Origin of the sequence: Pantoea sp. RG18 (assembly GCF_025910075.1) — a bacterium.
Lineage (GTDB): Bacteria > Pseudomonadota > Gammaproteobacteria > Enterobacterales > Enterobacteriaceae > Pantoea > Pantoea agglomerans.
This window is the reverse complement of sequence record NZ_JAPCIL010000008.1, coordinates 1-21,351: the sequence shown is the minus strand read 5'-3', so window position 1 is coordinate 21,351 and position 21,351 is coordinate 1. Positions and strand designations below refer to the sequence as shown.

Annotated in this window: 22 protein-coding genes; 14 read left to right on the top strand and 8 right to left on the bottom strand. The window is 54.9% G+C overall.

Annotated features, from left to right (window positions below):
* Positions 1-11: 11 nt before the first annotated feature.
* The 12 genes from skp to OK409_RS10635 all read left to right on the top strand — a co-directional run bounded on the left by skp (position 12) and on the right by OK409_RS10635 (position 13,646).
* On the top strand, positions 12-509 hold the full coding sequence (gene skp, locus OK409_RS10690; protein ID WP_010254125.1) for a molecular chaperone Skp: 498 nt from the start codon (positions 12-14) through the stop codon (positions 507-509).
* Positions 510-512: 3 nt separating this feature from the next.
* Positions 513-1,538: a UDP-3-O-(3-hydroxymyristoyl)glucosamine N-acyltransferase gene (gene lpxD, locus OK409_RS10685; RefSeq protein ID WP_010254128.1), complete on the top strand. Its 1,026-nt coding sequence runs from the start codon at positions 513-515 to the stop codon at positions 1,536-1,538.
* A 152-nt stretch (positions 1,539-1,690) separates the two neighbouring features.
* On the top strand, positions 1,691-2,146 hold the full coding sequence (fabZ, locus tag OK409_RS10680) for a 3-hydroxyacyl-ACP dehydratase FabZ (protein ID WP_003852639.1): 456 nt from the start codon (positions 1,691-1,693) through the stop codon (positions 2,144-2,146).
* 3 nt (positions 2,147-2,149) lie between these two features.
* The gene (gene lpxA, locus OK409_RS10675; RefSeq protein WP_010254134.1) at positions 2,150-2,938 is read left to right on the top strand and encodes an acyl-ACP--UDP-N-acetylglucosamine O-acyltransferase; all 789 of its coding nucleotides are present in this window, start codon (positions 2,150-2,152) and stop codon (positions 2,936-2,938) included.
* Between the two features lie 3 nt (positions 2,939-2,941).
* The gene (gene lpxB, locus OK409_RS10670; RefSeq protein WP_010254138.1) at positions 2,942-4,090 is read left to right on the top strand and encodes a lipid-A-disaccharide synthase; all 1,149 of its coding nucleotides are present in this window, start codon (positions 2,942-2,944) and stop codon (positions 4,088-4,090) included.
* Entirely contained in the window at positions 4,083-4,709 is a 627-nt protein-coding gene (gene rnhB, locus OK409_RS10665) for a ribonuclease HII (protein ID WP_264367045.1), read from the top strand. The genes lpxB and rnhB overlap by 8 nt, the downstream gene beginning before the upstream one ends.
* 31 nt (positions 4,710-4,740) lie before the next feature.
* The gene (gene dnaE / locus OK409_RS10660; RefSeq protein ID WP_010671865.1) at positions 4,741-8,223 is read left to right on the top strand and encodes a DNA polymerase III subunit alpha; all 3,483 of its coding nucleotides are present in this window, start codon (positions 4,741-4,743) and stop codon (positions 8,221-8,223) included.
* A gap of 12 nt (positions 8,224-8,235) precedes the next feature.
* The gene (gene accA, locus OK409_RS10655) at positions 8,236-9,192 is read left to right on the top strand and encodes an acetyl-CoA carboxylase carboxyl transferase subunit alpha (protein ID WP_010254150.1); all 957 of its coding nucleotides are present in this window, start codon (positions 8,236-8,238) and stop codon (positions 9,190-9,192) included.
* A 169-nt stretch (positions 9,193-9,361) separates the two neighbouring features.
* Positions 9,362-11,512: a lysine decarboxylase LdcC gene (locus OK409_RS10650; protein ID WP_158131985.1), complete on the top strand. Its 2,151-nt coding sequence runs from the start codon at positions 9,362-9,364 to the stop codon at positions 11,510-11,512.
* A 64-nt stretch (positions 11,513-11,576) separates the two neighbouring features.
* Positions 11,577-11,966: a VOC family protein gene (locus OK409_RS10645; protein WP_010671867.1), complete on the top strand. Its 390-nt coding sequence runs from the start codon at positions 11,577-11,579 to the stop codon at positions 11,964-11,966.
* Between the two features lie 52 nt (positions 11,967-12,018).
* Entirely contained in the window at positions 12,019-13,338 is a 1,320-nt protein-coding gene (gene tilS, locus OK409_RS10640) for a tRNA lysidine(34) synthetase TilS (protein ID WP_264367044.1), read from the top strand.
* Positions 13,338-13,646, top strand: coding sequence for a c-type cytochrome (locus tag OK409_RS10635; RefSeq protein WP_010254164.1), 309 nt, complete (start codon positions 13,338-13,340; stop codon positions 13,644-13,646). The genes tilS and OK409_RS10635 overlap by 1 nt, the downstream gene beginning before the upstream one ends.
* Before the next feature lie 40 nt (positions 13,647-13,686).
* Here OK409_RS10635 and rof read toward each other — a convergent pair whose 3' ends face one another.
* Both rof and OK409_RS10625 read right to left on the bottom strand, forming a co-directional pair.
* The gene (gene rof / locus OK409_RS10630) at positions 13,687-13,947 is read right to left on the bottom strand and encodes a Rho-binding antiterminator (RefSeq protein ID WP_010254167.1); all 261 of its coding nucleotides are present in this window, start codon (positions 13,945-13,947) and stop codon (positions 13,687-13,689) included.
* The gene (locus tag OK409_RS10625; protein ID WP_010254172.1) at positions 13,934-14,134 is read right to left on the bottom strand and encodes a YaeP family protein; all 201 of its coding nucleotides are present in this window, start codon (positions 14,132-14,134) and stop codon (positions 13,934-13,936) included. The genes rof and OK409_RS10625 overlap by 14 nt, the downstream gene beginning before the upstream one ends.
* Positions 14,135-14,351: 217 nt before the next feature.
* Between OK409_RS10625 and arfB the strand changes: the two genes are divergently transcribed.
* On the top strand, positions 14,352-14,762 hold the full coding sequence (gene arfB / locus OK409_RS10620; RefSeq protein ID WP_010254175.1) for an alternative ribosome rescue aminoacyl-tRNA hydrolase ArfB: 411 nt from the start codon (positions 14,352-14,354) through the stop codon (positions 14,760-14,762).
* Between the two features lie 232 nt (positions 14,763-14,994).
* Here the strand turns inward: arfB and proS are convergent, their stop codons facing one another.
* The 6 genes from proS to metN form a co-directional block, all read right to left on the bottom strand.
* A complete protein-coding gene (gene proS / locus OK409_RS10615; RefSeq protein WP_264367043.1) occupies positions 14,995-16,713 on the bottom strand; it encodes a proline--tRNA ligase in 1,719 nt (572 codons plus the stop codon).
* An 89-nt stretch (positions 16,714-16,802) separates the two neighbouring features.
* Positions 16,803-17,507 (bottom strand): tRNA (N6-threonylcarbamoyladenosine(37)-N6)-methyltransferase TrmO, encoded by a 705-nt coding sequence (gene tsaA / locus OK409_RS10610; RefSeq protein ID WP_010254180.1) that lies wholly within the window; start codon positions 17,505-17,507, stop codon positions 16,803-16,805.
* Positions 17,504-17,902: an Rcs stress response system protein RcsF gene (gene rcsF, locus OK409_RS10605; protein WP_010254182.1), complete on the bottom strand. Its 399-nt coding sequence runs from the start codon at positions 17,900-17,902 to the stop codon at positions 17,504-17,506. Before rcsF ends, tsaA begins: the two co-directional genes overlap by 4 nt.
* A 128-nt stretch (positions 17,903-18,030) precedes the next feature.
* Positions 18,031-18,846 carry a MetQ/NlpA family lipoprotein gene (locus tag OK409_RS10600; RefSeq protein ID WP_010254184.1) on the bottom strand — a complete coding sequence of 272 codons (816 nt, stop codon included), beginning with the start codon at positions 18,844-18,846 and terminating at the stop codon, positions 18,031-18,033.
* 34 nt (positions 18,847-18,880) lie between these two features.
* Entirely contained in the window at positions 18,881-19,534 is a 654-nt protein-coding gene (locus OK409_RS10595; protein WP_003852613.1) for a methionine ABC transporter permease MetI, read from the bottom strand.
* Entirely contained in the window at positions 19,527-20,558 is a 1,032-nt protein-coding gene (gene metN / locus OK409_RS10590; RefSeq protein WP_264367042.1) for a methionine ABC transporter ATP-binding protein MetN, read from the bottom strand. The genes OK409_RS10595 and metN overlap by 8 nt, the downstream gene beginning before the upstream one ends.
* A 189-nt stretch (positions 20,559-20,747) precedes the next feature.
* On the opposite strand from metN, the gene gmhB reads away from it, so the two are divergent.
* A complete protein-coding gene (gene gmhB / locus OK409_RS10585) occupies positions 20,748-21,308 on the top strand; it encodes a D-glycero-beta-D-manno-heptose 1,7-bisphosphate 7-phosphatase (protein ID WP_031591190.1) in 561 nt (186 codons plus the stop codon).
* Positions 21,309-21,351 lie beyond the last annotated feature (43 nt).

Here is a 21,351-nt window from a genome sequence, read left to right as displayed (position 1 = left end):
AGGAGTTTATAGTGAAAAAGTTGTTGTGTGCCGCAGGTCTGGGTCTTGCTTTAGCGGTCTCCGCTGGTGTTCAGGCTGCCGACAAAATTGCAGTGGTAAACGTGTCCAGCATTTTCCAACAGTTACCGCAACGTGCGACTGTTGCTAAACAGCTGGAAAACGAGTTCAAAGGCCGTGCAACTGAGTTGCAGAGCCAGGAGCGCGATCTGCAAACCAAAATGCAGCGTCTGCAGCGTGACGGTTCTACCATGAAGGCGAGCGAACGCAGCCGTATGGAAAAAGATGTCATGTCTCAGCGTGAAGCTTTCTCTACAAAAGCCCAGTCTTTTGAGCAGGATAATCGCCGTCGTCAGATGGAAGAGCGTAACAAGCTGCTGAGCCGTATTCAGGATGCCGTGAAGAAAGTCGCTGACAGCGATGGTTACGACGTCGTGATCGACGCTAACGCGGTGGCTTATGCGTCAAACGCAAAAGACATTACTGCTGACGTGCTGAAACAGGTTAAATAATTCATGTCATCTATTCGACTGGCTGATTTAGCCCAGCAGTTGGATGCAGAATTGCACGGAGATGGCGATATCGTCATCTCCGGCATTGCTTCTATGCAATCCGCCACAACTGGCCAAATCACTTTTCTTGCAAACAGCCGTTACCGCGAGCAACTCGCCCTGATTAAGGCCTCAGCCGTGGTGCTGACGGAAGCGGATCTGGAGTGGTGCAATACCGCAGCGCTGGTGGTCAAAGATCCCTACCTGACCTATGCGCGTATGGCACAAATACTCGATACCACGCCACAGCCAGCGCAAAATATTGCCCCCAGTGCAGTGATCGATCCCTCAGCCCGACTCGGCAGCAACGTCGCCATTGGCGCCAATGCGGTGATCGAAGCGGATGTTGAGCTGGGCGATAACGTGGTCATTGGTGCAGGATGTTTTGTTGGCAAAAAAACCCGTATCGGCAGCGGTACCCGTCTCTGGGCCAACGTCTCTGTTTATCACGAAATTGAAATCGGTCAGGATTGCCTGATTCAGTCAGGTACCGTCATTGGTTCTGATGGTTTCGGCTATGCCAACGATCGTGGTAACTGGGTGAAAATCCCGCAGTTAGGCGCGGTGATAATCGGCGATCGCGTAGAAATAGGTGCCTGCACCACTATCGATCGCGGTGCGCTGGATAACACTCTGATCGGCAATGGTGTTATCATAGACAACCAGTGCCAGATCGCTCACAACGTAGTTATTGGCGACAATACTGCGGTTGCAGGCGGTGTGATCATGGCGGGTAGTTTGAAAATTGGGCGTTACTGTATGATTGGCGGTGCCAGCGTCATTAACGGCCATATGGAAATCTGTGACAAAGTAACGGTGACCGGTATGGGTATGGTCATGCGTCCTATCACAGAGCCTGGTGTCTATTCATCAGGCATTCCGCTGCAACCCAACAAAACCTGGCGCAAAACTGCAGCGCTGGTGATGAACATCGATGACATGAGCAAACGCTTAAAAGCCATCGAGCGCAAGGTCGGCAAAGACGACTAACCGCCATCCCAAAACTGACCGGCTTTCATAATAAAAATGTTAAGCAGGGAAGCCCGGCGCCACAGAACCTATTTGCGGCCTGCGGAAGATCATTTTGATCTGTGCAGGCCGTGTTATTGATGTCATCAGATTTTTAGGACAGGAAGAGTATTTTGACTACTGAAACTCATACTCTGAAAATTGAAGAGATTTTAGAGCTGCTGCCGCACCGCTATCCGTTTCTGCTGGTAGACCGCGTGCTGGAATTTGAAGAGCACAAATACCTGCGTGCAGTGAAGAACGTTTCTGTTAATGAACCGTTTTTCCAGGGGCACTTCCCTGGTAAACCGATTTTTCCTGGCGTTCTGATCCTGGAAGCGATGGCGCAGGCTACCGGTATTCTGGCGTTTAAAAGCGTAGGTAAACTGGAGCCAGGCGAACTCTACTACTTTGCCGGTATCGACAGTGCCCGTTTCAAGCGCCCTGTGGTACCAGGCGACCAAATGATCATGGAAGTCACTTTCGAGAAAACCCGCCGTGGTCTGACCCGCTTTAAAGGCGTGGCGACTGTCGACGGTAAAATCGTTTGTGAAGCGACCATGATGTGTGCCCGCAGCCGGGAGGCATAATTCGTGATTGATCCAACAGCCACTATCCATCCCAGTTCTGTCATCGAAGAGGGCGCTATTATTGGCGCCCGCGTTCACATTGGCCCGTTTTGCTTTATTGGTGCGAATGTTGAGATCGGTGAAGGAACGGTACTGAAGTCACATGTTGTGGTGAACGGCCACACGCGCATCGGTAAAGATAATCAGATTTATCAGTTCGCCTCAATTGGCGAAGTGAATCAGGATCTGAAATATGCCGGTGAGCCAACACGGGTTGAGATCGGTGATCGTAACCGCATCCGTGAAAGCGTGACGATTCATCGCGGCACCACGCAGGGTGGCCAGGTCACCACAGTGGGCAGCGATAATCTGCTGATGGTTAATGCTCACATCGCGCATGACTGCGTGATTGGCAACCGCTGTATCTTCGCCAACAACGCCACCCTGGGTGGTCACGTGACGGTCGATGATTTCGCCATTATTGGCGGCATGACAGCGGTACATCAGTGGTGCATCATCGGTGCTCACGTGATGGTTGGCGGCTGTTCGGGCGTGGCGCAGGATGTGCCGCCTTATGTTATTGCGCAGGGCAACCACGCTACGCCGTTCGGGATCAATATCGAAGGCCTCAAGCGTCGTGGCTTCAGCAAAGAGTCGTTGCACGCTATCCGCAACGCCTACAAGTTGCTCTATCGCAGCGGCAGAACGCTGGAGGAAGTGAAACCGGAGATCGAAGCCATCGCACAGCAGCACAGCGAAGTGCAACCTTTCTACGATTTCTTCACCCGTTCAACCCGTGGATTAATTCGTTAATCCATGTCAGCGCGTCCCTTAACGATTGCCCTGGTCGCCGGAGAAACCTCCGGCGATATTCTTGGTGCAGGTCTGATCCGTGCCCTGAAAGCCCGTCATCCGGATGCACGCTTTGTCGGCGTGGCGGGTCCCCTGATGCAGGCAGAAGGGTGTGAAGCCTGGTATGAGATGGAAGAGCTGGCGGTGATGGGCATTGTCGAGGTGCTCGGTCGCCTGCGACGCCTGCTGACAATCCGTCGCGATCTCACCCGGCGTTTTACCGAACTCCGACCCGATGTCTTTGTCGGGATTGATGCGCCCGATTTCAATATCACGCTGGAAGGCAATCTTAAACGCACTGGCATTCGCACTATCCACTATGTCAGCCCCTCGGTGTGGGCATGGCGGCAAAAGCGTGTCTTTAAGATTGGTCGTAACACCGACCTGGTGCTGGCGTTCCTGCCATTTGAAAAAGCTTTTTACGATCGCTATAACGTTCCCTGTCGTTTTATCGGTCACACCATGGCGGATGCCATGCCGCTGCAACCCGATAAGCTGGCTGCACGCCGTCATCTGGGCATTGCCGATGATGCGCTCTGCCTGGCCTTGCTGCCCGGCAGCCGGGGTGCGGAAGTGGAAATGCTCAGCGCCGATTTTCTGAAAACCGCTCAGTTGCTGCGTCGTCACTATCCGGCGCTGGAAATCGTGGTGCCGCTGGTCAACGCCCGTCGCCGCGAACAGTTTGAGAAGATTAAAGCCGAAACCGCCCCCGAACTGCCGATGCATCTGCTTGATGGTCAGGGACGTGAGGCGATGATTGCGAGCGATGCCGCACTCCTGGCGTCAGGCACTGCCGCACTGGAGTGTATGCTGGCAAAATGCCCGATGGTCGTCGGTTATCGCATGAAGCCGGCCACCTTCTGGCTGGCGAAACGGCTGGTCAAAACCCCTTACGTCTCGCTGCCAAACCTGCTGGCAGGGCGTGAGCTGGTCAAAGAGTTACTGCAGGATGAGTGTCAGCCTGAAGCCCTGGCCGCAGCGTTAGATCCGCTGCTGCATGCCGGGCCTGAGCGAGAAACACTCCTGCAGACGTTTCATGAATTACATCAACAGATCCGCTGGAACGCCGATGAGCAGGCAGCGGATGCGGTACTGGAGCTGGTGAATGCCTGATTTTATCTATCCTGTCGCCAGACTGATTGCCGGTGTGGACGAAGTGGGGCGCGGTCCGCTGGTTGGCGCGGTCGTTACTGCCGCGGTGATCCTCGATCCGGCAAACCCGATTACCGGCCTGGCCGACTCGAAGAAACTGTCTGAAAAGCGCCGCCTCGCGTTGTATGACGAAATCAAAGAGAAAGCGCTGGCATGGAGTCTGGGACGCGCAGAGCCTGAAGAGGTCGATCAGCTCAACATTCTGCATGCCACTATGCTGGCGATGCAGCGCGCCGTAGCTGGCCTCGGCATTCAGCCCGATTATGTGCTGATTGATGGTAATCGTTGCCCGGCACTGCCAATGCCTTCACAGGCGGTAGTTAAAGGGGATAGTCTGGTTGCCGAAATCAGTGCAGCATCGATCATCGCCAAAGTGTCGCGTGACCAGGAGATGACCGAACTCGATCTGCTGTTCCCGCAGTATGGTTTTGCGCAGCACAAAGGTTATCCGACGGCGCTGCATATGGAAAAACTGACGCAGTATGGCGTCACGCCGCACCACCGTCGCAGTTTTGCGCCCGTACGCAATGCGCTGCTCGATGCTGAAGTACTGGCTGCACGCCAGACCCTTACGCTTTAATAGCCTGACGCTGTTTTAACCGGAAACTGATATGGCTGAACCCCGTTTTATACATCTGCGTGTCCACAGTGACTATTCGATGGTTGATGGCCTGGCGAAAACCGGGCCGTTAATCAAGAAGGCGGCTGCCCTTGGCATGCCGGCTATCGCGATTACCGACTTCACTAACCTCTGTGGCCTGGTGAAATTCTACGGTGGCGCGCACAGCGCAGGGATAAAGCCGGTCATTGGTGCCGATTTCAACGTTGCCAGTGAGCTGATGGGGGATGAACTGACACAGCTTACCGTGCTGGCGTCCAGTAATACCGGATATCAGAACCTGACGCTGCTGATCTCCCGTGCCTATCAGCGTGGGTATGGCGTGGACGGACCGATCATCGACCGCGACTGGCTGATTGAATTGCAGGAAGGATTAATCCTGCTGTCGGGCGGACGGCGCGGCGATGTGGGTCGCAGCCTGCTGCGCGGCAACAATGCCCTGGTTTCGCAATGCCTGTCGTTTTACCAGCAACATTTCCCCGATCGCTACTACCTGGAGCTGATTCGTACCGGCCGTCAGGACGAAGAGAGCTATCTGCATGCGGCAGTTGAACTGGCGATTGCAGAGGGAATACCGGTCGTTGCCACCAATGAAGTCTGCTTTATCAATGCAGAAGATTTCGATGCGCACGAAATTCGCGTTGCCATTCATGATGGCTATACGCTGGATGATCCCAAGCGTCCGCGTAACTACAGTCCTCAGCAATATATGCGCAGCGAAGAGGAGATGTGCGAGCTCTTCTCGGACATCCCGGAAGCGCTGGAAAACAGCGTAGAGATTGCTAAGCGTTGTAACGTCACGGTCCGGCTGGGCGAATACTTCCTGCCGCAGTTCCCGACCGGTGACATGACCACCGAAGATTATCTGGTGGTGAAATCCCGTGAGGGTCTGGAAGAGCGTCTCGAGTTCCTGTTCCCGGACGAAGCCGAACGCCTTGAGAAACGCCCGGAATATGATGAACGTCTGGAGATTGAACTCAACGTTATTAACCAGATGGGTTTCCCCGGCTACTTCCTGATCGTAATGGAGTTCATCCAGTGGTCCAAGGACAACGGCGTGCCGGTCGGGCCGGGGCGTGGTTCCGGTGCCGGTTCGCTGGTGGCCTATGCGCTGAAAATCACCGATATCGATCCGCTGGAATTTGACCTGCTGTTCGAACGCTTCCTGAACCCGGAACGCGTCTCGATGCCCGATTTCGACGTCGACTTCTGCATGGAGAAGCGCGATCAGGTGATCGAACACGTTGCAGATATGTACGGACGTGAAGCGGTTTCCCAGATTATTACCTTCGGCACCATGGCGGCGAAAGCGGTCATTCGCGATGTGGGCCGCGTGCTGGGACATCCTTACGGCTTCGTTGACCGCATTTCAAAACTGATCCCGCCCGATCCCGGCATGACGCTGGAAAAAGCTTTTATTGCTGAACCGCAGCTTCCCGCCATGTATGACGCGGACGAAGAGGTTAAAGCGCTGATCGACATGGCGCGCAAGCTGGAAGGGGTCACGCGTAACGCCGGTAAACATGCGGGCGGCGTGGTCATTGCGCCAACGAAGATCACCGATTTTGCGCCGCTCTATTGCGATGAGCATGGGCAGTTCCCGGTAACTCAGTTCGATAAAAATGATGTGGAATATGCCGGCCTGGTGAAGTTCGACTTCCTGGGCCTGCGTACGCTGACCATCATCGACTGGGCGCTGAAGATGATCAACCCGCGCCGGGAAAAGCAGGGGCTGGAGCCGATCGATATCGCCTCTATCCCGCTGGATGATAAGAAAAGCTTCGATATGCTGCAGCGCTCGGAAACCACCGCGGTGTTCCAGCTTGAATCGCGCGGCATGAAAGATCTGATTAAGCGTCTGAAGCCCGACTGCTTCGAAGATATGATCGCACTGGTGGCGCTGTTCCGTCCTGGCCCACTGCAGTCCGGCATGGTGGATAACTTCATTGACCGTAAGCATGGCCGTGAAGCGATCTCCTATCCCGACATTCAGTGGCAGCATGAAAGCCTGAAACCGGTGCTGGAACCGACCTACGGCATCATCCTCTATCAGGAACAGGTGATGCAGATCGCCCAGGTTCTCTCCGGTTACACGCTGGGCGGTGCGGATATGCTGCGTCGCGCCATGGGTAAAAAGAAACCCGAGGAGATGGCCAAACAGCGTTCTGTATTCCGCGACGGTGCCGAAAGTATGGGCATCGACGGGGAACTGTCGATGAAGATCTTCGATCTGGTAGAAAAATTTGCAGGTTATGGCTTTAACAAGTCACACTCTGCGGCCTACGCACTCGTCTCCTACCAGACGTTGTGGCTGAAGGCGCACTATCCGGCTGAGTTTATGGCTGCGGTCATGACCGCCGATATGGATAACACCGAGAAAGTGGTTGGCCTGGTCGATGAGTGCTGGCGGATGGGACTGAAAGTCCTGCCGCCTGATATCAACTCCGGTCTCTATCAGTTCCATGTTAATGACGCGGGCGAGATCGTTTACGGTATCGGCGCGATCAAAGGCGTCGGTGAAGGCCCGATCGAAGCGATCATCGACGCCCGTAACGAAGGCGGTTATTTCCGCGAGTTGTTTGATCTCTGCGCCCGTACCGACACCAAAAAGATCAACCGTCGGGTAATGGAAAAATTGATCATGTCCGGGGCCTTTGATCGCCTTGGACCGCATCGCGCTGCGCTGATGAGTTCACTCAGTGACGCGTTAAAAGCGGCCGATCAGCACGCGAAAGCGGAAGCGATTGGCCAGGCTGATATGTTTGGCGTACTGGCGGAAGAGCCGGAGCAGGTTGAGAAATCGTACGCCAGCGTCACGCCGTGGCCTGAGCAGGTGCAGCTGGATGGCGAACGGGAAACGCTGGGGCTTTACCTTACCGGCCACCCGATTAATCAGTACCTGAAAGAAATTGAGCGTTACGTTGGCGGGGTGCGGCTGAAAGATATGCATCCTACCGATCGGGGTAAAATTACCGTGGCGGCCGGTCTGGTGATCGCGGCACGGGTAATGGTCACCAAACGCGGCAACCGAATTGGTATCTGTACTCTGGACGATCGCTCCGGTCGTCTTGAGGTGATGTTATTTACCGATGCGTTAGATAAATACCAGCAGTTGCTGGAGAAAGACCGAATTCTGATCGTCAGCGGACAGGTCAGCTTTGATGACTTCAGTGGTGGCCTTAAAATGACCGCTCGTGAAGTCATGGACATCGACGAAGCTCGCGAAAAATACGCGCGCGGACTTGCTATCTCGCTGACGGACAGGCAAATTGATGACCAGCTATTAAACCGACTCCGTCAGTCTCTGGAACCTCATCGATCAGGGACTATTCCGGTGCATCTCTACTATCAGAGAGCCGACGCGCGAGCGAAGCTGCGCTTTGGTGCAGCGTGGCGAATTTCGCCCAGCGATCGTTTACTTAACGATCTGCGCTCGTTGATTGGATCGGAGCAGGTGGAACTGGAGTTTGACTAGAACAGGAACATTATGAGTCTTAATTACCTGGATTTTGAACAGCCAATTGCAGAACTGGAAGCGAAGATCGATTCGCTGACCTCAATTGGTCGTCAGGATGATAAACACGTTAATCTGGATGAAGAAGTTCAGCGTCTGCGTGAGAAAAGCGTTGAGCTGACCCGTAAGATCTTCGCCGATTTGGGCGCATGGCAAATCGCTCAGCTGGCGCGTCATCCTTTGCGTCCTTACACCTTTGACTACGTGCGCAACGCCTTCGACGATTTCGATGAGCTGGCGGGCGACCGTGCTTATGCCGATGACAAAGCGATTGTGGGCGGGATTGCACGTCTTGATGGACGTCCGGTGATGATCATCGGGCACCAGAAAGGCCGTGAAACCAAAGAGAAAATTCGCCGTAACTTCGGCATGCCAGCACCGGAAGGCTATCGCAAAGCGCTGCGCCTGATGGAGATGGCTGAGCGTTTCAAAATGCCAATCATCACCTTCATCGACACACCGGGTGCCTATCCGGGTGTGGGCGCGGAAGAGCGTGGGCAGTCTGAAGCGATTGCCCGCAACCTGCGTGAAATGTCTGGCCTGAAAGTGCCGGTGATCTGTACGGTCATCGGTGAGGGTGGTTCAGGTGGTGCGCTGGCGATTGGCGTGGGCGACAAAGTGAATATGCTGCAGTACAGCACCTATTCAGTGATCTCGCCGGAAGGCTGTGCATCCATTCTGTGGAAAAGCGCTGACAAAGCGCCGCTGGCCGCTGAAGCGATGGGCATTACCGCTCACCGTCTGAAAGAGCTGAAGCTGATTGACTCGGTGATCCCTGAGCCGCTGGGTGGCGCGCATCGCCGTCCGGTTGATATGGCGCAGTCACTGAAGCAGCAGCTGCTGGCCGATCTGGCCGATCTCGATGGATTTAGCACTGAAGAGCTGCTGGATCGTCGTTATCAGCGCCTGATGAGCTACGGCTACGCCTGATTTAGCCCCATCAATAAAAGCGGACTCCGGTCCGCTTTTTTTATGCCGCCGGTTTATCTCCGCACGCTATTCCCCTCTCTTTCAGCGCCATCCGATAGCCGCCTTGCTACACCTTCCGCGGGTTAGCGGTTATGCTTGTCCGGTTCCACAATAATCAGGGAGATGGGCATTGAATATTCTGGCGATCATGGGCGCGCACGGCGTGTTTTATAAAGATGAACCGTTACGCGAACTCGACGCGGCGTTAAATCTGCAAGGCTTCAGGCTGCTTTACCCGAAAAACAGTGACGATCTGCTGAAACTGATCGAGCACAATCCGCGTATCAGCGGCGTCATCTTCGACTGGGACGCGCACAACAGTCCGGAACTCTGCCGTGAGATTAATCAGCTCAACGAATATCTGCCGCTGTACGCCTTTATCAACACCCACTCGCAGATGGATATCAGCGTCAATGAGATGCGCATGCCGCTGCACTTTTTTGAGTACGCGCTGAATGCCGCCGACGATATCGCGCTGCATATCCGGCAATATACCGATGACTATCTCGACCACATTACGCCGCCGCTGACTAAAGCGTTGTTCACCTATGTGAAAGAGGGCAAGTACACCTTCTGCACGCCGGGCCATATGGCGGGTACCGCGTTTCAGAAGAGCCCGGTGGGCTGCCTGTTCTACGATTTCTTCGGGGCCAATACCCTGAAATCGGACATCTCAATTTCCGTTACCGAACTGGGTTCGCTGCTTGATCACACCGGTCCGCACCTTGAAGCGGAGGAGTACATTGCACGCACTTTTGGCGCCGAGCAGAGTTACATGGTGACCAACGGGACCTCAACGTCGAACAAAATTGTCGGCATGTATGCCGCACCGGCGGGCAGCACCGTGCTGATCGATCGCAACTGCCACAAGTCACTGACCCATCTGCTGATGATGAGCGATCTTATCCCCATCTGGCTGAAGCCGACCCGCAATGCGTTGGGTATTCTCGGCGGTATCCCGAAGCAGGAGTTCACCCGCGAGAGTATTTCGCTCAAGGTGGCTGCCACCGACCGTGCCACGTGGCCGGTTCATGCGGTGATCACCAACTCCACCTATGATGGGCTGCTCTACAATACCCAGTACATCAAAGAGACACTGGATGTACCGTCGATTCATTTCGATTCAGCCTGGGTGCCTTACACTAATTTCCATCCGATCTACGCCGGTAAAAGTGGCATGAGTGGCGACCGCATCCCGGGAAAAGTGGTGTATGAGACGCAATCGACCCACAAACTGCTGGCGGCGTTTTCGCAGGCATCAATGATTCACATTAAGGGCGACTACGACGAACAGACGTTTAACGAAGCCTACATGATGCACACCACCACCTCGCCCAATTACGCCATCGTCTCCTCTATTGAAACTGCTGCTGCCATGCTGCGTGGCAATCCCGGTAAACGACTGATCAATCGCTCGGTGGAGCGCGCGCTGCACTTCCGTCGGGAGATCCAGCGCCTGCGCGAAGAGTCCGACAGCTGGTTCTTTGATATCTGGCAACCGGAAGAGGTTGACGAAGCGCAATGCTGGCCGATCCAGCCCGGCGACGAAGAGTGGCACGGATTTACTCAGGCCGATCGCGATCACATGTACCTGGATCCGATCAAAGTCACCATTCTGACGCCGGGCATGAGCGAACTGGGGAAGATGGCGGAAGAGGGGATCCCGGCGGCGCTGGTGGCGAAGTTTCTGGATGAGCGCGGCATCGTGGTGGAGAAAACCGGTCCCTATAACCTGCTGTTCCTGTTCAGCATCGGCATCGACAAAACCAAAGCAATGAGCGTGCTGCGCGGTCTGACCGAGTTCAAACGCGCCTACGATCTTAATCTGCGGGTGAAAAACATGCTGCCGGATCTCTATGCCGAAGATCCTGACTTCTATCGCAATATGCGCATCCAGACACTGGCGCAGGGGATCCATCAGCTGATCCGCCATCACGATCTGCCGCGTCTGATGCTGCAGGCATTTGATGTCCTGCCCGAAATGAAGATGACGCCGCATCAGGCGTTTCAGCAGCAGGTGAAGGGCAACATCGAAACGGTGGATCTCAGCGAGCTGGTCGGGCGGGTGTCGGCCAATATGATTCTGCCTTATCCGCCAGGCGTTCCACTGGTGATGCCAGGCGAGATGATTACTGAGAAGAGCCGCGCGGTGCTCGATTTTCTGCTGATGCTATGCAGCATTGGACGGCATTATCCGGGCTTCGAAACGGATATTCACGGTGCCAGCCTGACCGAAGAGGGCGAGTATCGCGTCCGCGTGCTGAAAAACGACCTCGCATAAAACTTTAAACAACTATCAGCGGCAGGGTGTCTGCGGACAGCCTGCCCGAATCAGGGAATTGAACATGTTGCAGTTAACCGCTATTCACCACATCGCCATCATCGCCTCTGACTATCAGCGCAGCAAAGCATTCTATTGTGACGTACTGGGTTTCCGTCTGATGGGCGAATATTACCGCGAAGCGCGGGACTCCTGGAAAGGCGACCTTGCCCTACAGGATCGCTACACCATTGAGCTGTTCTCTTTTCCTGAGCCGCCGGCGCGGGTCAGTCATCCCGAAGCGTGTGGCCTGCGTCATCTGGCCTTTACCGTGCCGGATGTTGCCGCTGCCGTCGCGACGCTGGCCGATAAAGGCGTTATCTGCGAACCGATTCGCATTGATGACCTGACCGGTAAACAATGCACTTTCTTTGCCGATCCGGATGGTTTGCCGCTGGAGCTTTATCAGGCGTAAAATAGCGCGCTCAGCGGGCGACATTCAGTGGCCCGATTTTCTGGATTCTGCCATGTCTTTGCCCGCTTTTGACACTCTGTTGCAACCTGGTGCCGCCCTGGTGGTCGCATTCAGCGGTGGACTGGATTCAACCGTGCTGCTGCATCAGCTTCGCGGCTGGCAGCAGCAGCATCCTCAGTTGCGCCTGCGGGCACTGCATGTTCACCATGGGCTTAGCCCGAATGCCGATCGCTGGGCAACCCATTGCCAGACGATTTGCGCGCAGTGGCAGCTGCCCTGTGAAGTGCTCCGCGTTAACGTTGATGGCCGGGAAAACGGCATTGAAGCGGCCGCCCGCACCGCCCGTTATCAGGCGCTGAGTGCGGCACTGCAGCCGGGCGAAGTGTTACTCACTGCGCAGCACCTCGACGATCAGTGCGAAACATTCCTGCTGGCGCTGAAGCGCGGCAGTGGCCCCGCCGGGCTGGCAGCGATGCCCGCTACACGCACGCTGGGTTCACATCAGCTGGTGCGTCCGCTGCTGAATCAGACGCGACAGTCGCTTGAAGCCTATGCCGACGCGCATCAGCTGGTGTGGATTGAAGATGAGAGCAATCAGGATCTTCGCTACGACCGCAACTTTCTGCGTCAGCGGCTGCTGCCTGAGCTTTACCAGCGCTGGCCCCATTTTGCCGGGGCAACGGCCCGTAGTGCGACGTTGTGCAGTGAGCAGGAGCAGTTGCTGGATGAACTGCTCACCGGGCAACTGGCAGAGCTGATCCAGCCTGATGGCAGCCTGCACTTTCCACCCTTAATGGCCATGAGTGAGCTGCGTGCTAATGCCTTATTGCGGCGCTGGATCGCCGGACAGGGTGGGGCGATGCCGTCCCGTGAAGCGCTGAAACGCATCCACGACGAAGTGATGGCGAGCCGGGAGGATGCGCAGCCCCGGCTGCGATTCGGTCAGGCTGAACTCCGTCGTTACCGTCAGCAGCTCTACTGGCTGCCGTTGTTCAGTTCACTGCGCGATACCGCGCTGGCATGGCCCGATCTCTGCCAGCCGCTGGCGTTACCGCAGAATCTTGGCACGCTGCGTGCCAGCCAGTCGCAGAGCCTGTTGCGCTATCCTGAGCCGGATGAGCAGGTCAGCGTGCGGTTTCACGCACAGGGTCATGTCCATCTGGTGGGCCGTCGTGGCGGAAGGGAAATGAAAAAACTGTGGCAGGAGTTACAGATACCGCCGTGGCAGCGTGAACGGCTGCCGTTAATTTTTTATAACCAGACGCTGGTCTGCGTTCCGACTCTCTTTGTCACCCGTGATGGCGCGGCCCCTGATCAGCAGGGCTGGCAGATAGTCTGGGACGGGGCATCCGGCGCAGGAGAACAACAATAATGAAACAGTGGCTTATTGCCTGTTTAGCGGTCACCGTGTTACCGGCATGGGCAGCGGGTGATGCGCAGCGCGGCGCACAGAAAGCGGGCAGTTGCATGGCCTGTCATGGCGCAGCAGGAAAAGCGGCGGTGCCGCTCTATCCTGACCTGGCCGGGCAGCACGCACCTTATCTGGAACATGCGCTGCAGGCCTATAAAAAGGGCGAACGCAGTGGCGGTCAGGCTGAAGTCATGAAGGCGTTTGTGGCGGGATTGAGTGACAGCGATATGGCGGATTTAGCGGCGTACTACAGTTCGTTGCAGCCCTGAAGTTTAACAGGGCGGAAAGGTCCCGCCCTGAATGCGTAGGTTACTCTGCGCTGACAACCACCGTACCCAACTCGGGATGGGTGAAGCTGGCGATATGGTCGAGACGTAATTCGCGATGTTCACCGGAAAGATCGATAGCCAGATATTCAACGTTCTTACGTGAAAAGATCTCTTTGGCTTTTGCCTTAAGCTGCTCGCCATCTTTCATTTCCAGCGACAGCATCCAGTTGTTCTGGCAGGCGAGTTCCAGATTATCGTAATCATCGCAATTGATAGGTTGGTACGCTTCATTTATCAACATAGTCGCTCACCAATAAGTTAGCAGCGGCGTAGGCCGCCTGTTCCCTGACAGAAGAGTTTAGCTCAGTATTTGCGGCAACATCATTAAGTGCCTTCAATGCGCAGCCAATCGCATCCGGTATGTAACCTAAATCCCCGCTGCCGATTTCGGCATACTTCCGGCGAACTAACTCACAATAATTTTGCACGTGGCCCTCCTCGGCAGAGCGTAAATACTCTGGTTAACTGGCGACTATATCATAGCCATTTAGAGGAAATCAGCCTGCGTAAAGCAGGAACAGTGCGCGAATCACTGCTAAAGTGACAGATTCCGCTGTCTGAGGCGGAATAAATCAGAGCACAAAAGGTTAATTTGATGAACAGGTTATCGGAGGTCAACGTGGTTAAGGTGTGGGGAGCGAGCTTATGATTATGCTATCCCGTTCGGTTGAGATTCCGGAGAGTGAGATTGAGCTGACGGCGATTCGTGCTCAGGGCGCAGGCGGACAACATGTCAATAAAGCCAGCACCGCCATTCATCTGCGCTTCGATATCGCTGCCTCTTCACTGCCCGCGTTTTATAAAGAGCGGCTGCTCACCGCCACTCATCATTTGATTACCGGTGATGGCGTTGTGGTGATCAAGGCGCAGGAGTATCGCAGTCAGGAGATGAATCGTGAAGCGGCGCTGCAACGTCTGGTTAATCTGATCCAGGAGCTGAGTACCGTGGAAAAAGCCCGGCGCGCCACGCGGCCGACCCGCGCCTCAAAAGAGCGCCGTCTGGAAGGAAAAGCCCGCCGCAGTTCAACTAAATCGATGCGCGGCAAGGTGCAATAAAAAACGCCCCGCAGGCGGGGCGTTTGAGTACTTACAACGTCAGGGGCGAGCGGCGAAGAGTTCGAGCCTGCTCAGGGAACGGGGTCAGATCGGAAAGTCGCTAAAGCCATCCATGGCCGCTCGGCCCGCACCGTCCCTGGCGCGGGACGCTTTCCTCTCCTGACCCGGTTCCCTTCGCGTTGAGCTCATCTGTTGCGGCCAGATTCAGCCCGCTTTGATTAACGCTAAGAACTTACTTATTCAGAGCCTTCAGCAGGAATTCAACAATTTCATCCTGCTTAATCATCTGCTTCTCACCGGCACGACGTGATTTGTACTCAATCTCCTGATTATCGAGATTGCGGTCACCAATGACGATGGTGTGTGGCACGCCGATCAGTTCCATATCAGCGAACATCACGCCCGGACGCTCTTTACGGTCATCCAGAATAACCTCAACGCCTTTGGCACGCAGGGTGGCATACAGCTCTTCCGCCAGCTCTTTAACCCGGAACGATTTCTGCATATTCATTGGAAGAATCGCAACCTCGAAAGGTGCCAGTGCGGCTGGCCAGATAATGCCGCGGTCGTCATGGTTCTGCTCAATGGCTGCCGCAACAACGCGGGTGATGCCGATGCCGTAGCAGCCCATGCTCATCACCTGATTGCGGCCATCTTCGCCCTGAACAGACGCTTTCAGCGCGTCAGAATACTTGGTGCCGAGCTGGAAAATATGACCGACTTCGATGCCGCGCTTAATCTGCAGCGTACCTTTACCATCCGGGCTTAAATCGCCTTCGACCACGTTACGAATATCCGTAACGCTGGCCAGCGGCAGATCGCGCTCCCAGTTAATGCCGAAGTAGTGCTTACCATCGACGTTGGCACCGGCGCTGAAGTCGCTCATCTTCGCCACGGTACGGTCAGCAATCACAGGCATCTGCAGACCAACCGGGCCGATTGAACCCGGTCCGGCACCCACTGCGGCGCGAATCTCTTCTTCGGTCGCGAACACCAGCGGTGACGCAACGATCTCTGACTTCTCCGCTTTGATCTCATTAAGCTGATGATCGCCGCGTACCAGCAGGGCAACCAGCGCGTGGCCGCTCTCTTCGGCACCTTTAACAATCAGCGTTTTCACTGTTTTTTCAACAGGCACATTGAATTGCTCAACCAGCTCCGCGATGGTTTTTGCGTCTGGCGTCTCGACCAGTTGCATCTCCTGCGACGGCGCTGCGCGCTCACCGGCGGGTGCGACGGCTTCGGCCAGCTCAATATTGGCCGCGTAATCAGAATCGGTAGAGAAGATCACATCATCTTCACCGCTCTGCGCCAGAACCTGGAACTCATGGGAGGCGCTGCCGCCAATCGAGCCGGTGTCGGCCTGCACGGCGCGGAAATCCAGACCCATACGGCTGAAGATCTGGCTATAGGCGCGGTACATCGCGTCATACGTTTCCTGCAGCGACTCCTGCGAAACGTGGAACGAGTAAGCATCTTTCATGATGAATTCACGTGAACGCATCACGCCAAAGCGCGGACGGACTTCATCACGGAATTTGGTCTGGATCTGATAGAGGTTGAGCGGCAGTTGCTTATAAGAGCTCAGCTCATTGCGGATCAGGTCAGTGACCACCTCTTCATGCGTCGGACCCAGCACGAACGGACGCTCGTGGCGATCTGCAATACGTAACAGTTCCGGGCCATACTCCTCCCAGCGACCGCTCTCCTGCCACAGGTCGGCGGGCTGCACAACCGGCATTAAAATCTCAACCGCGCCCGCGTTGTTCATCTCTTCGCGCACGATGTTTTCGACTTTTTTCAGCACGCGAACCCCGGTCGGTAACCAGGTGTACAAGCCAGAAGCCAGTTTGCGGATCATACCGGCGCGCAGCATCAGCTGGTGGCTGATCACTTCAGCGTCGGAAGGCGTCTCTTTCTGAGTAGAGAGCAGATATTGAGTAGTACGCATTGATTACGGTTCCAGTTGATCGGAAAGTCACAGACAGAATTTTGCTGGCGGCTAGTGTACCAGTGAGATCACCGGCTCAAAAGCGGGTTTTAACGCGGGTCGATGGCGATCACTTCAGTACCGGCATCGTCAATGCGCCAGCGTACATTAAAATCCATCAGCCAGGCCGCATATTCCCGCGCCTGTGTCTCGCCCTGACGGTAAGCGGGACGGGGATCCTGTGCCAGCACTTCACTGATAAAGCGAGCCAGATTGGGGTAGCGCGACTGCTGGTGAAGCTGCTGTTGTGCCAGCGCGGAGAAGCGAACCGGCATATCAGCCGCAGGTGCCGCCTGAGCAAAACCCGCCTGGGCATGCGGCAATGCTTCGGCAAAGGGCAGATAAGGTTTGATATCCACCACCGGGGTGCCATCGACCAGATCCAGACTGCCAAGCTGCAGGATCACCTGCTGTTTTTCAATCCTGATACCTTTTAGCTCAACCAGCGACATGCCAATGGGATTGGGACGGAACGTTGAACGTGTCGCAAATACACCCATGCGCGCATTGCCGCCCAGCCGGGGAGGGCGAACCGTGGGACGCCAGCCGCCCTCCATCGTCTGATGGAAGACAAACAGCAGCCAGAGGTGGCTGAACGCTTCCAGTCCACGCACCGCTTCCGGCTGATTGTAAGGTGGCTGCAGGTGCAGTTCGCCGCCGCCATCCTGCACCAGCCCTGGCTGGCGCGGCACGGCAAACTTCTCCTTCCACGGTGAGCGGATTACCCCAATTTGCGCAAAGGCGAATTCACTCATTGATTGCTGACTTTCAGTGCCGAACCCTGACACACCGCCTGACGATAGCAGCCTGGCGTGCCGGTGACGATTTCACACTGATGCAGCAGCACCGCATTGGCTTTCATCTGTGACGCTTTGATCTGCAGGCGTTTACGTGCAGTAGCGATGTTGGCTGGGGAGTTCTGATTACTCATCTGGCAATCTTCAGCGGAGACTTCACCCAGATCGCGGAACGGCTTGCTGACCAGATCGGCGGCATCGGTATAGAGCTTAACCGGTGCCGGTCGTGACACAGGCTTGCGGGTGGGTTCACTGGATTGCTGCGGCCGGGACGGTGCGCTGCTTATCGGGTGATACTCATGAACACACCCTGTCAGCATCAATGCTAACAAGCAGAGCGGTAAAAAACGCATGGCAACATCCTCAGGTTTCAAAAAGTGGCGTTATTGAAACAAGGACAAGAATAAATAACAAGTCGGGCAGGGCACCCAATAACAGAAAGGGCGGCATAGCGCCGCCCTTAAGGAGATGAACAGCTGAATTACCAGCCTTTAACCGCGCCGCCGTTAAAGACTTTGTTAGCGGCATCGTAGACTTCGTCAGACTGGTAAGCTTTGACAAATTTCTTCACGTTTTCCGCATCTTTATTATCTTCGCGCGCCACAATCAGGTTCACGTACGGTGAATCTTTATCTTCGACGAAAATACCATCTTTGGCTGGCGTCAGGCCAATCTGGCTGGCGTAGGTGGTGTTGATAACCGCCAGCGCGATCTGCTGATCGTCCAGTGAGCGTGGCAGCTGCGGCGCTTCCAGCTCAACAATTTTCAGATGCTTAGGGTTTTCAGTGATATCCAGTGAGGTTGGCAGCAGGCCCACGCCATCTTTCAGCTTGATCAGACCCACTTTCTGCAGCAGCAGCAGCGTACGGCCCAGGTTGGTCGGGTCGTTTGGAATAGCAACCTGAGCGCCATCCTGCAGCTCATCCAGTGACTTGATCTTTTTCGAATAGCCCGCAATTGGGTAGACGAAGGAGTTACCCACTGAAACCAGCTTGTAGCCACGATCTTTGATTTGCTGATCCAGATACGGTTTGTGCTGGAAAGCGTTGACGTCGATATCGCCTTTGCTCAGCGCTTCATTCGGCAGTACGTAATCGTTGAAGGTGACCAGCTCAACGTCCAGACCATATTTCTCTTTGGCAACTTTCTGCGCTGCTTCAGCAACCTGCTGCTCAGCACCGACAATCACACCCACTTTGATGTGGTTAGGGTCTTTCTCTTTTTGATCGCATCCTGCCAGCGCAATCGCGCCAATCAGTGCACCCACAGCGGCAATTTTCTTGAATCTGAAAGACATATCCTTTCCTTCTTAATAATGTGATATTGCTGGCTTATTTATGGGACACCGCATGCACGATGCGGTCGCCACAGAATTGAATGAGATACACCAAAACTACTAACAACACCAATACCGTATTCATCACAGTGGCGTTATATCCGATATAACCATACTGATAACCGATCTGGCCCAGACCACCGGCACCCACCGCGCCACCCATGGCGGAGTAACCAACCAGGGTAATCAGGGTGATGGTCGCAGCATTCACCAGGCCAGGCATCGCTTCCGGCAGCAGAACCTTACGGATGATCTGCATTGGCGTGGCGCCCATAGCTCGTGACGCTTCAATCAGTCCGGTTGGCAGTTCCAGCAAGGCATTTTCAACCATACGTGCGATAAACGGTGCCGCGCCAACGGTCAACGGCACGATGGCCGCCTGCAGTCCGATTGAGGTGCCGACGATTACGCGAGTAAAAGGAATCATCCAGACCAGTAAGATAATGAAAGGAATGGAGCGGAAGATATTCACCAGCGCGGAGAGCACGCGATAAAGTCCCTGATTCTGCAGAATCTGGCCCGGACGGGTGACATAGAGTAAAACGCCGACCGGCAGACCCAGCACAAAACCGAAAAAGCCAGAGACGAAGGTCATCATCAGCGTTTCCCACACGCCCCGTCCCAGCAACCACATCATCGCTTCAGACATAACCTAACACCTCTACTTTCACATGATTCTCCTTCAGCCAGGCTATCGCCTCGCGGGTATCGCTTTCTGTGCCGTGCATTTCGGCCAGCATGATGCCGAACTTCACGCCACCGGCGTAATCCATCTGGGCACTGATAATGTTGTTATTCACGTTGTAACGGCGGGCAGCTTCAGACAGCAGCGGCGCATCAACCGATTTACCGGTGAATTCCAGCCGCAGCAGAGGCACGGTGCCTTCAGCGGCTGTGGCAGAAAGACGCTGCTGGTAATCATCCGGAATATCCAGATGCAGCGTAGACTGAATAAACTGCTGCGCCAGCGGTGTCTTAGGATGAGAGAAGACCTCACTGACGCTATCTTTCTCAATCAGCTCACCGTGACTGATGACCGCAACCTGATCGCAGATGCGTTTCACTACATCCATTTCATGGGTGATCAGCAGAATCGTCAGCCCAAGCCGGCGGTTAATGTCTTTAAGTAATTCCAGAATAGAGCGGGTCGTCGCGGGATCCAGTGCACTGGTAGCTTCATCACAGAGCAGAACCTTGGGATTGCTGGCCAGGGCGCGGGCAATCGCAACACGCTGCTTCTGACCGCCCGAGAGATTCGCGGGCCACGCATCATGCTTGTCTGATAATCCCACCAGTTCCAGCAGCTCAGTTACGCGAGCCGTGATCTGAGTGCGGGAGAGATTACCGAGTTCCAGTGGAAGAGAAACATTGCCCGCGACGGTACGGGAGTTCATCAGATTAAAGTGCTGGAAGATCATGCCGATCTGGCGGCGCGCCTGAGTTAACTGACGTTCGTTGAGTGCGGTTAAATCAGCACCGTCTACCAGTACGCGGCCCGAAGTAGGGCGCTCCAGCAGGTTAACGCAACGAATCAACGTACTTTTACCGGCACCGGAAGCACCGATAACGCCATAAATCTGTCCGGCAGGCACGTGCAGGCTGACATCCGTTAACGCCGGAACAGACCGCGTGCCTTGCTGAAACACCTTGGTGATATTTTCTAGTTTAATCATTATGTTATTTATTATCGTGTTGCGTTGTCCGTGGTGTGGGAAGCCTCGTCGCTTTTATTCGGTATAAAAGCTGGATGGATGTTAAGGCATCCAGACGTCTAAATCAATGGAAGTGATTCAATCTGACATTCTCCCTTTTATAGCAATCATGCGATACTGATCGGCAATTTTTACAGCAGGAGTTTCTACGTGGCGAATAAAGTCCCCGCTATTTTTCTTGATCGTGATGGCACCCTTAATGTCGACAATGGCTATGTCCATGAGATCGATGACTTCCAGTTTATTGACGGCACGATTGAAGCGCTGCAACAACTGAAGGCAATGGGTTTTGCGCTGGTGGTCGTGACCAATCAGTCTGGCATCGCGCGCGGTATGTTTACTGAAGATACCTTTATGCGGCTGACAGAATGGATGGACTGGTCGCTGGCCGATCGCGATGTTGACCTTGATGGCATCTATTTCTGTCCTCACCACCCTGAAGCAACAGTAGCAGAGTTCCGTCAGGCCTGTGACTGCCGCAAGCCTCAGCCGGGTATGCTGCTGACGGCACAGGAAGAACTGAATATTGATATGGCCGCTTCTTATATGGTGGGTGACAAGCTGGAAGACATGCTGGCAGGGCAGGCTGCCGGTGTCGGCATGAAAGTACTGGTGCGCAGCGGCAAACCGGTCACCGCTGAAGGTGAAGCAGCAGCAGATTGGGTGATTAATAGCCTGGCAGAGCTTCCGGCGCGCATTAAAAAGGGGTAAAACGGCGCTTTTGTGCAAATTTCAGACGAACAGAAAAAAAAGC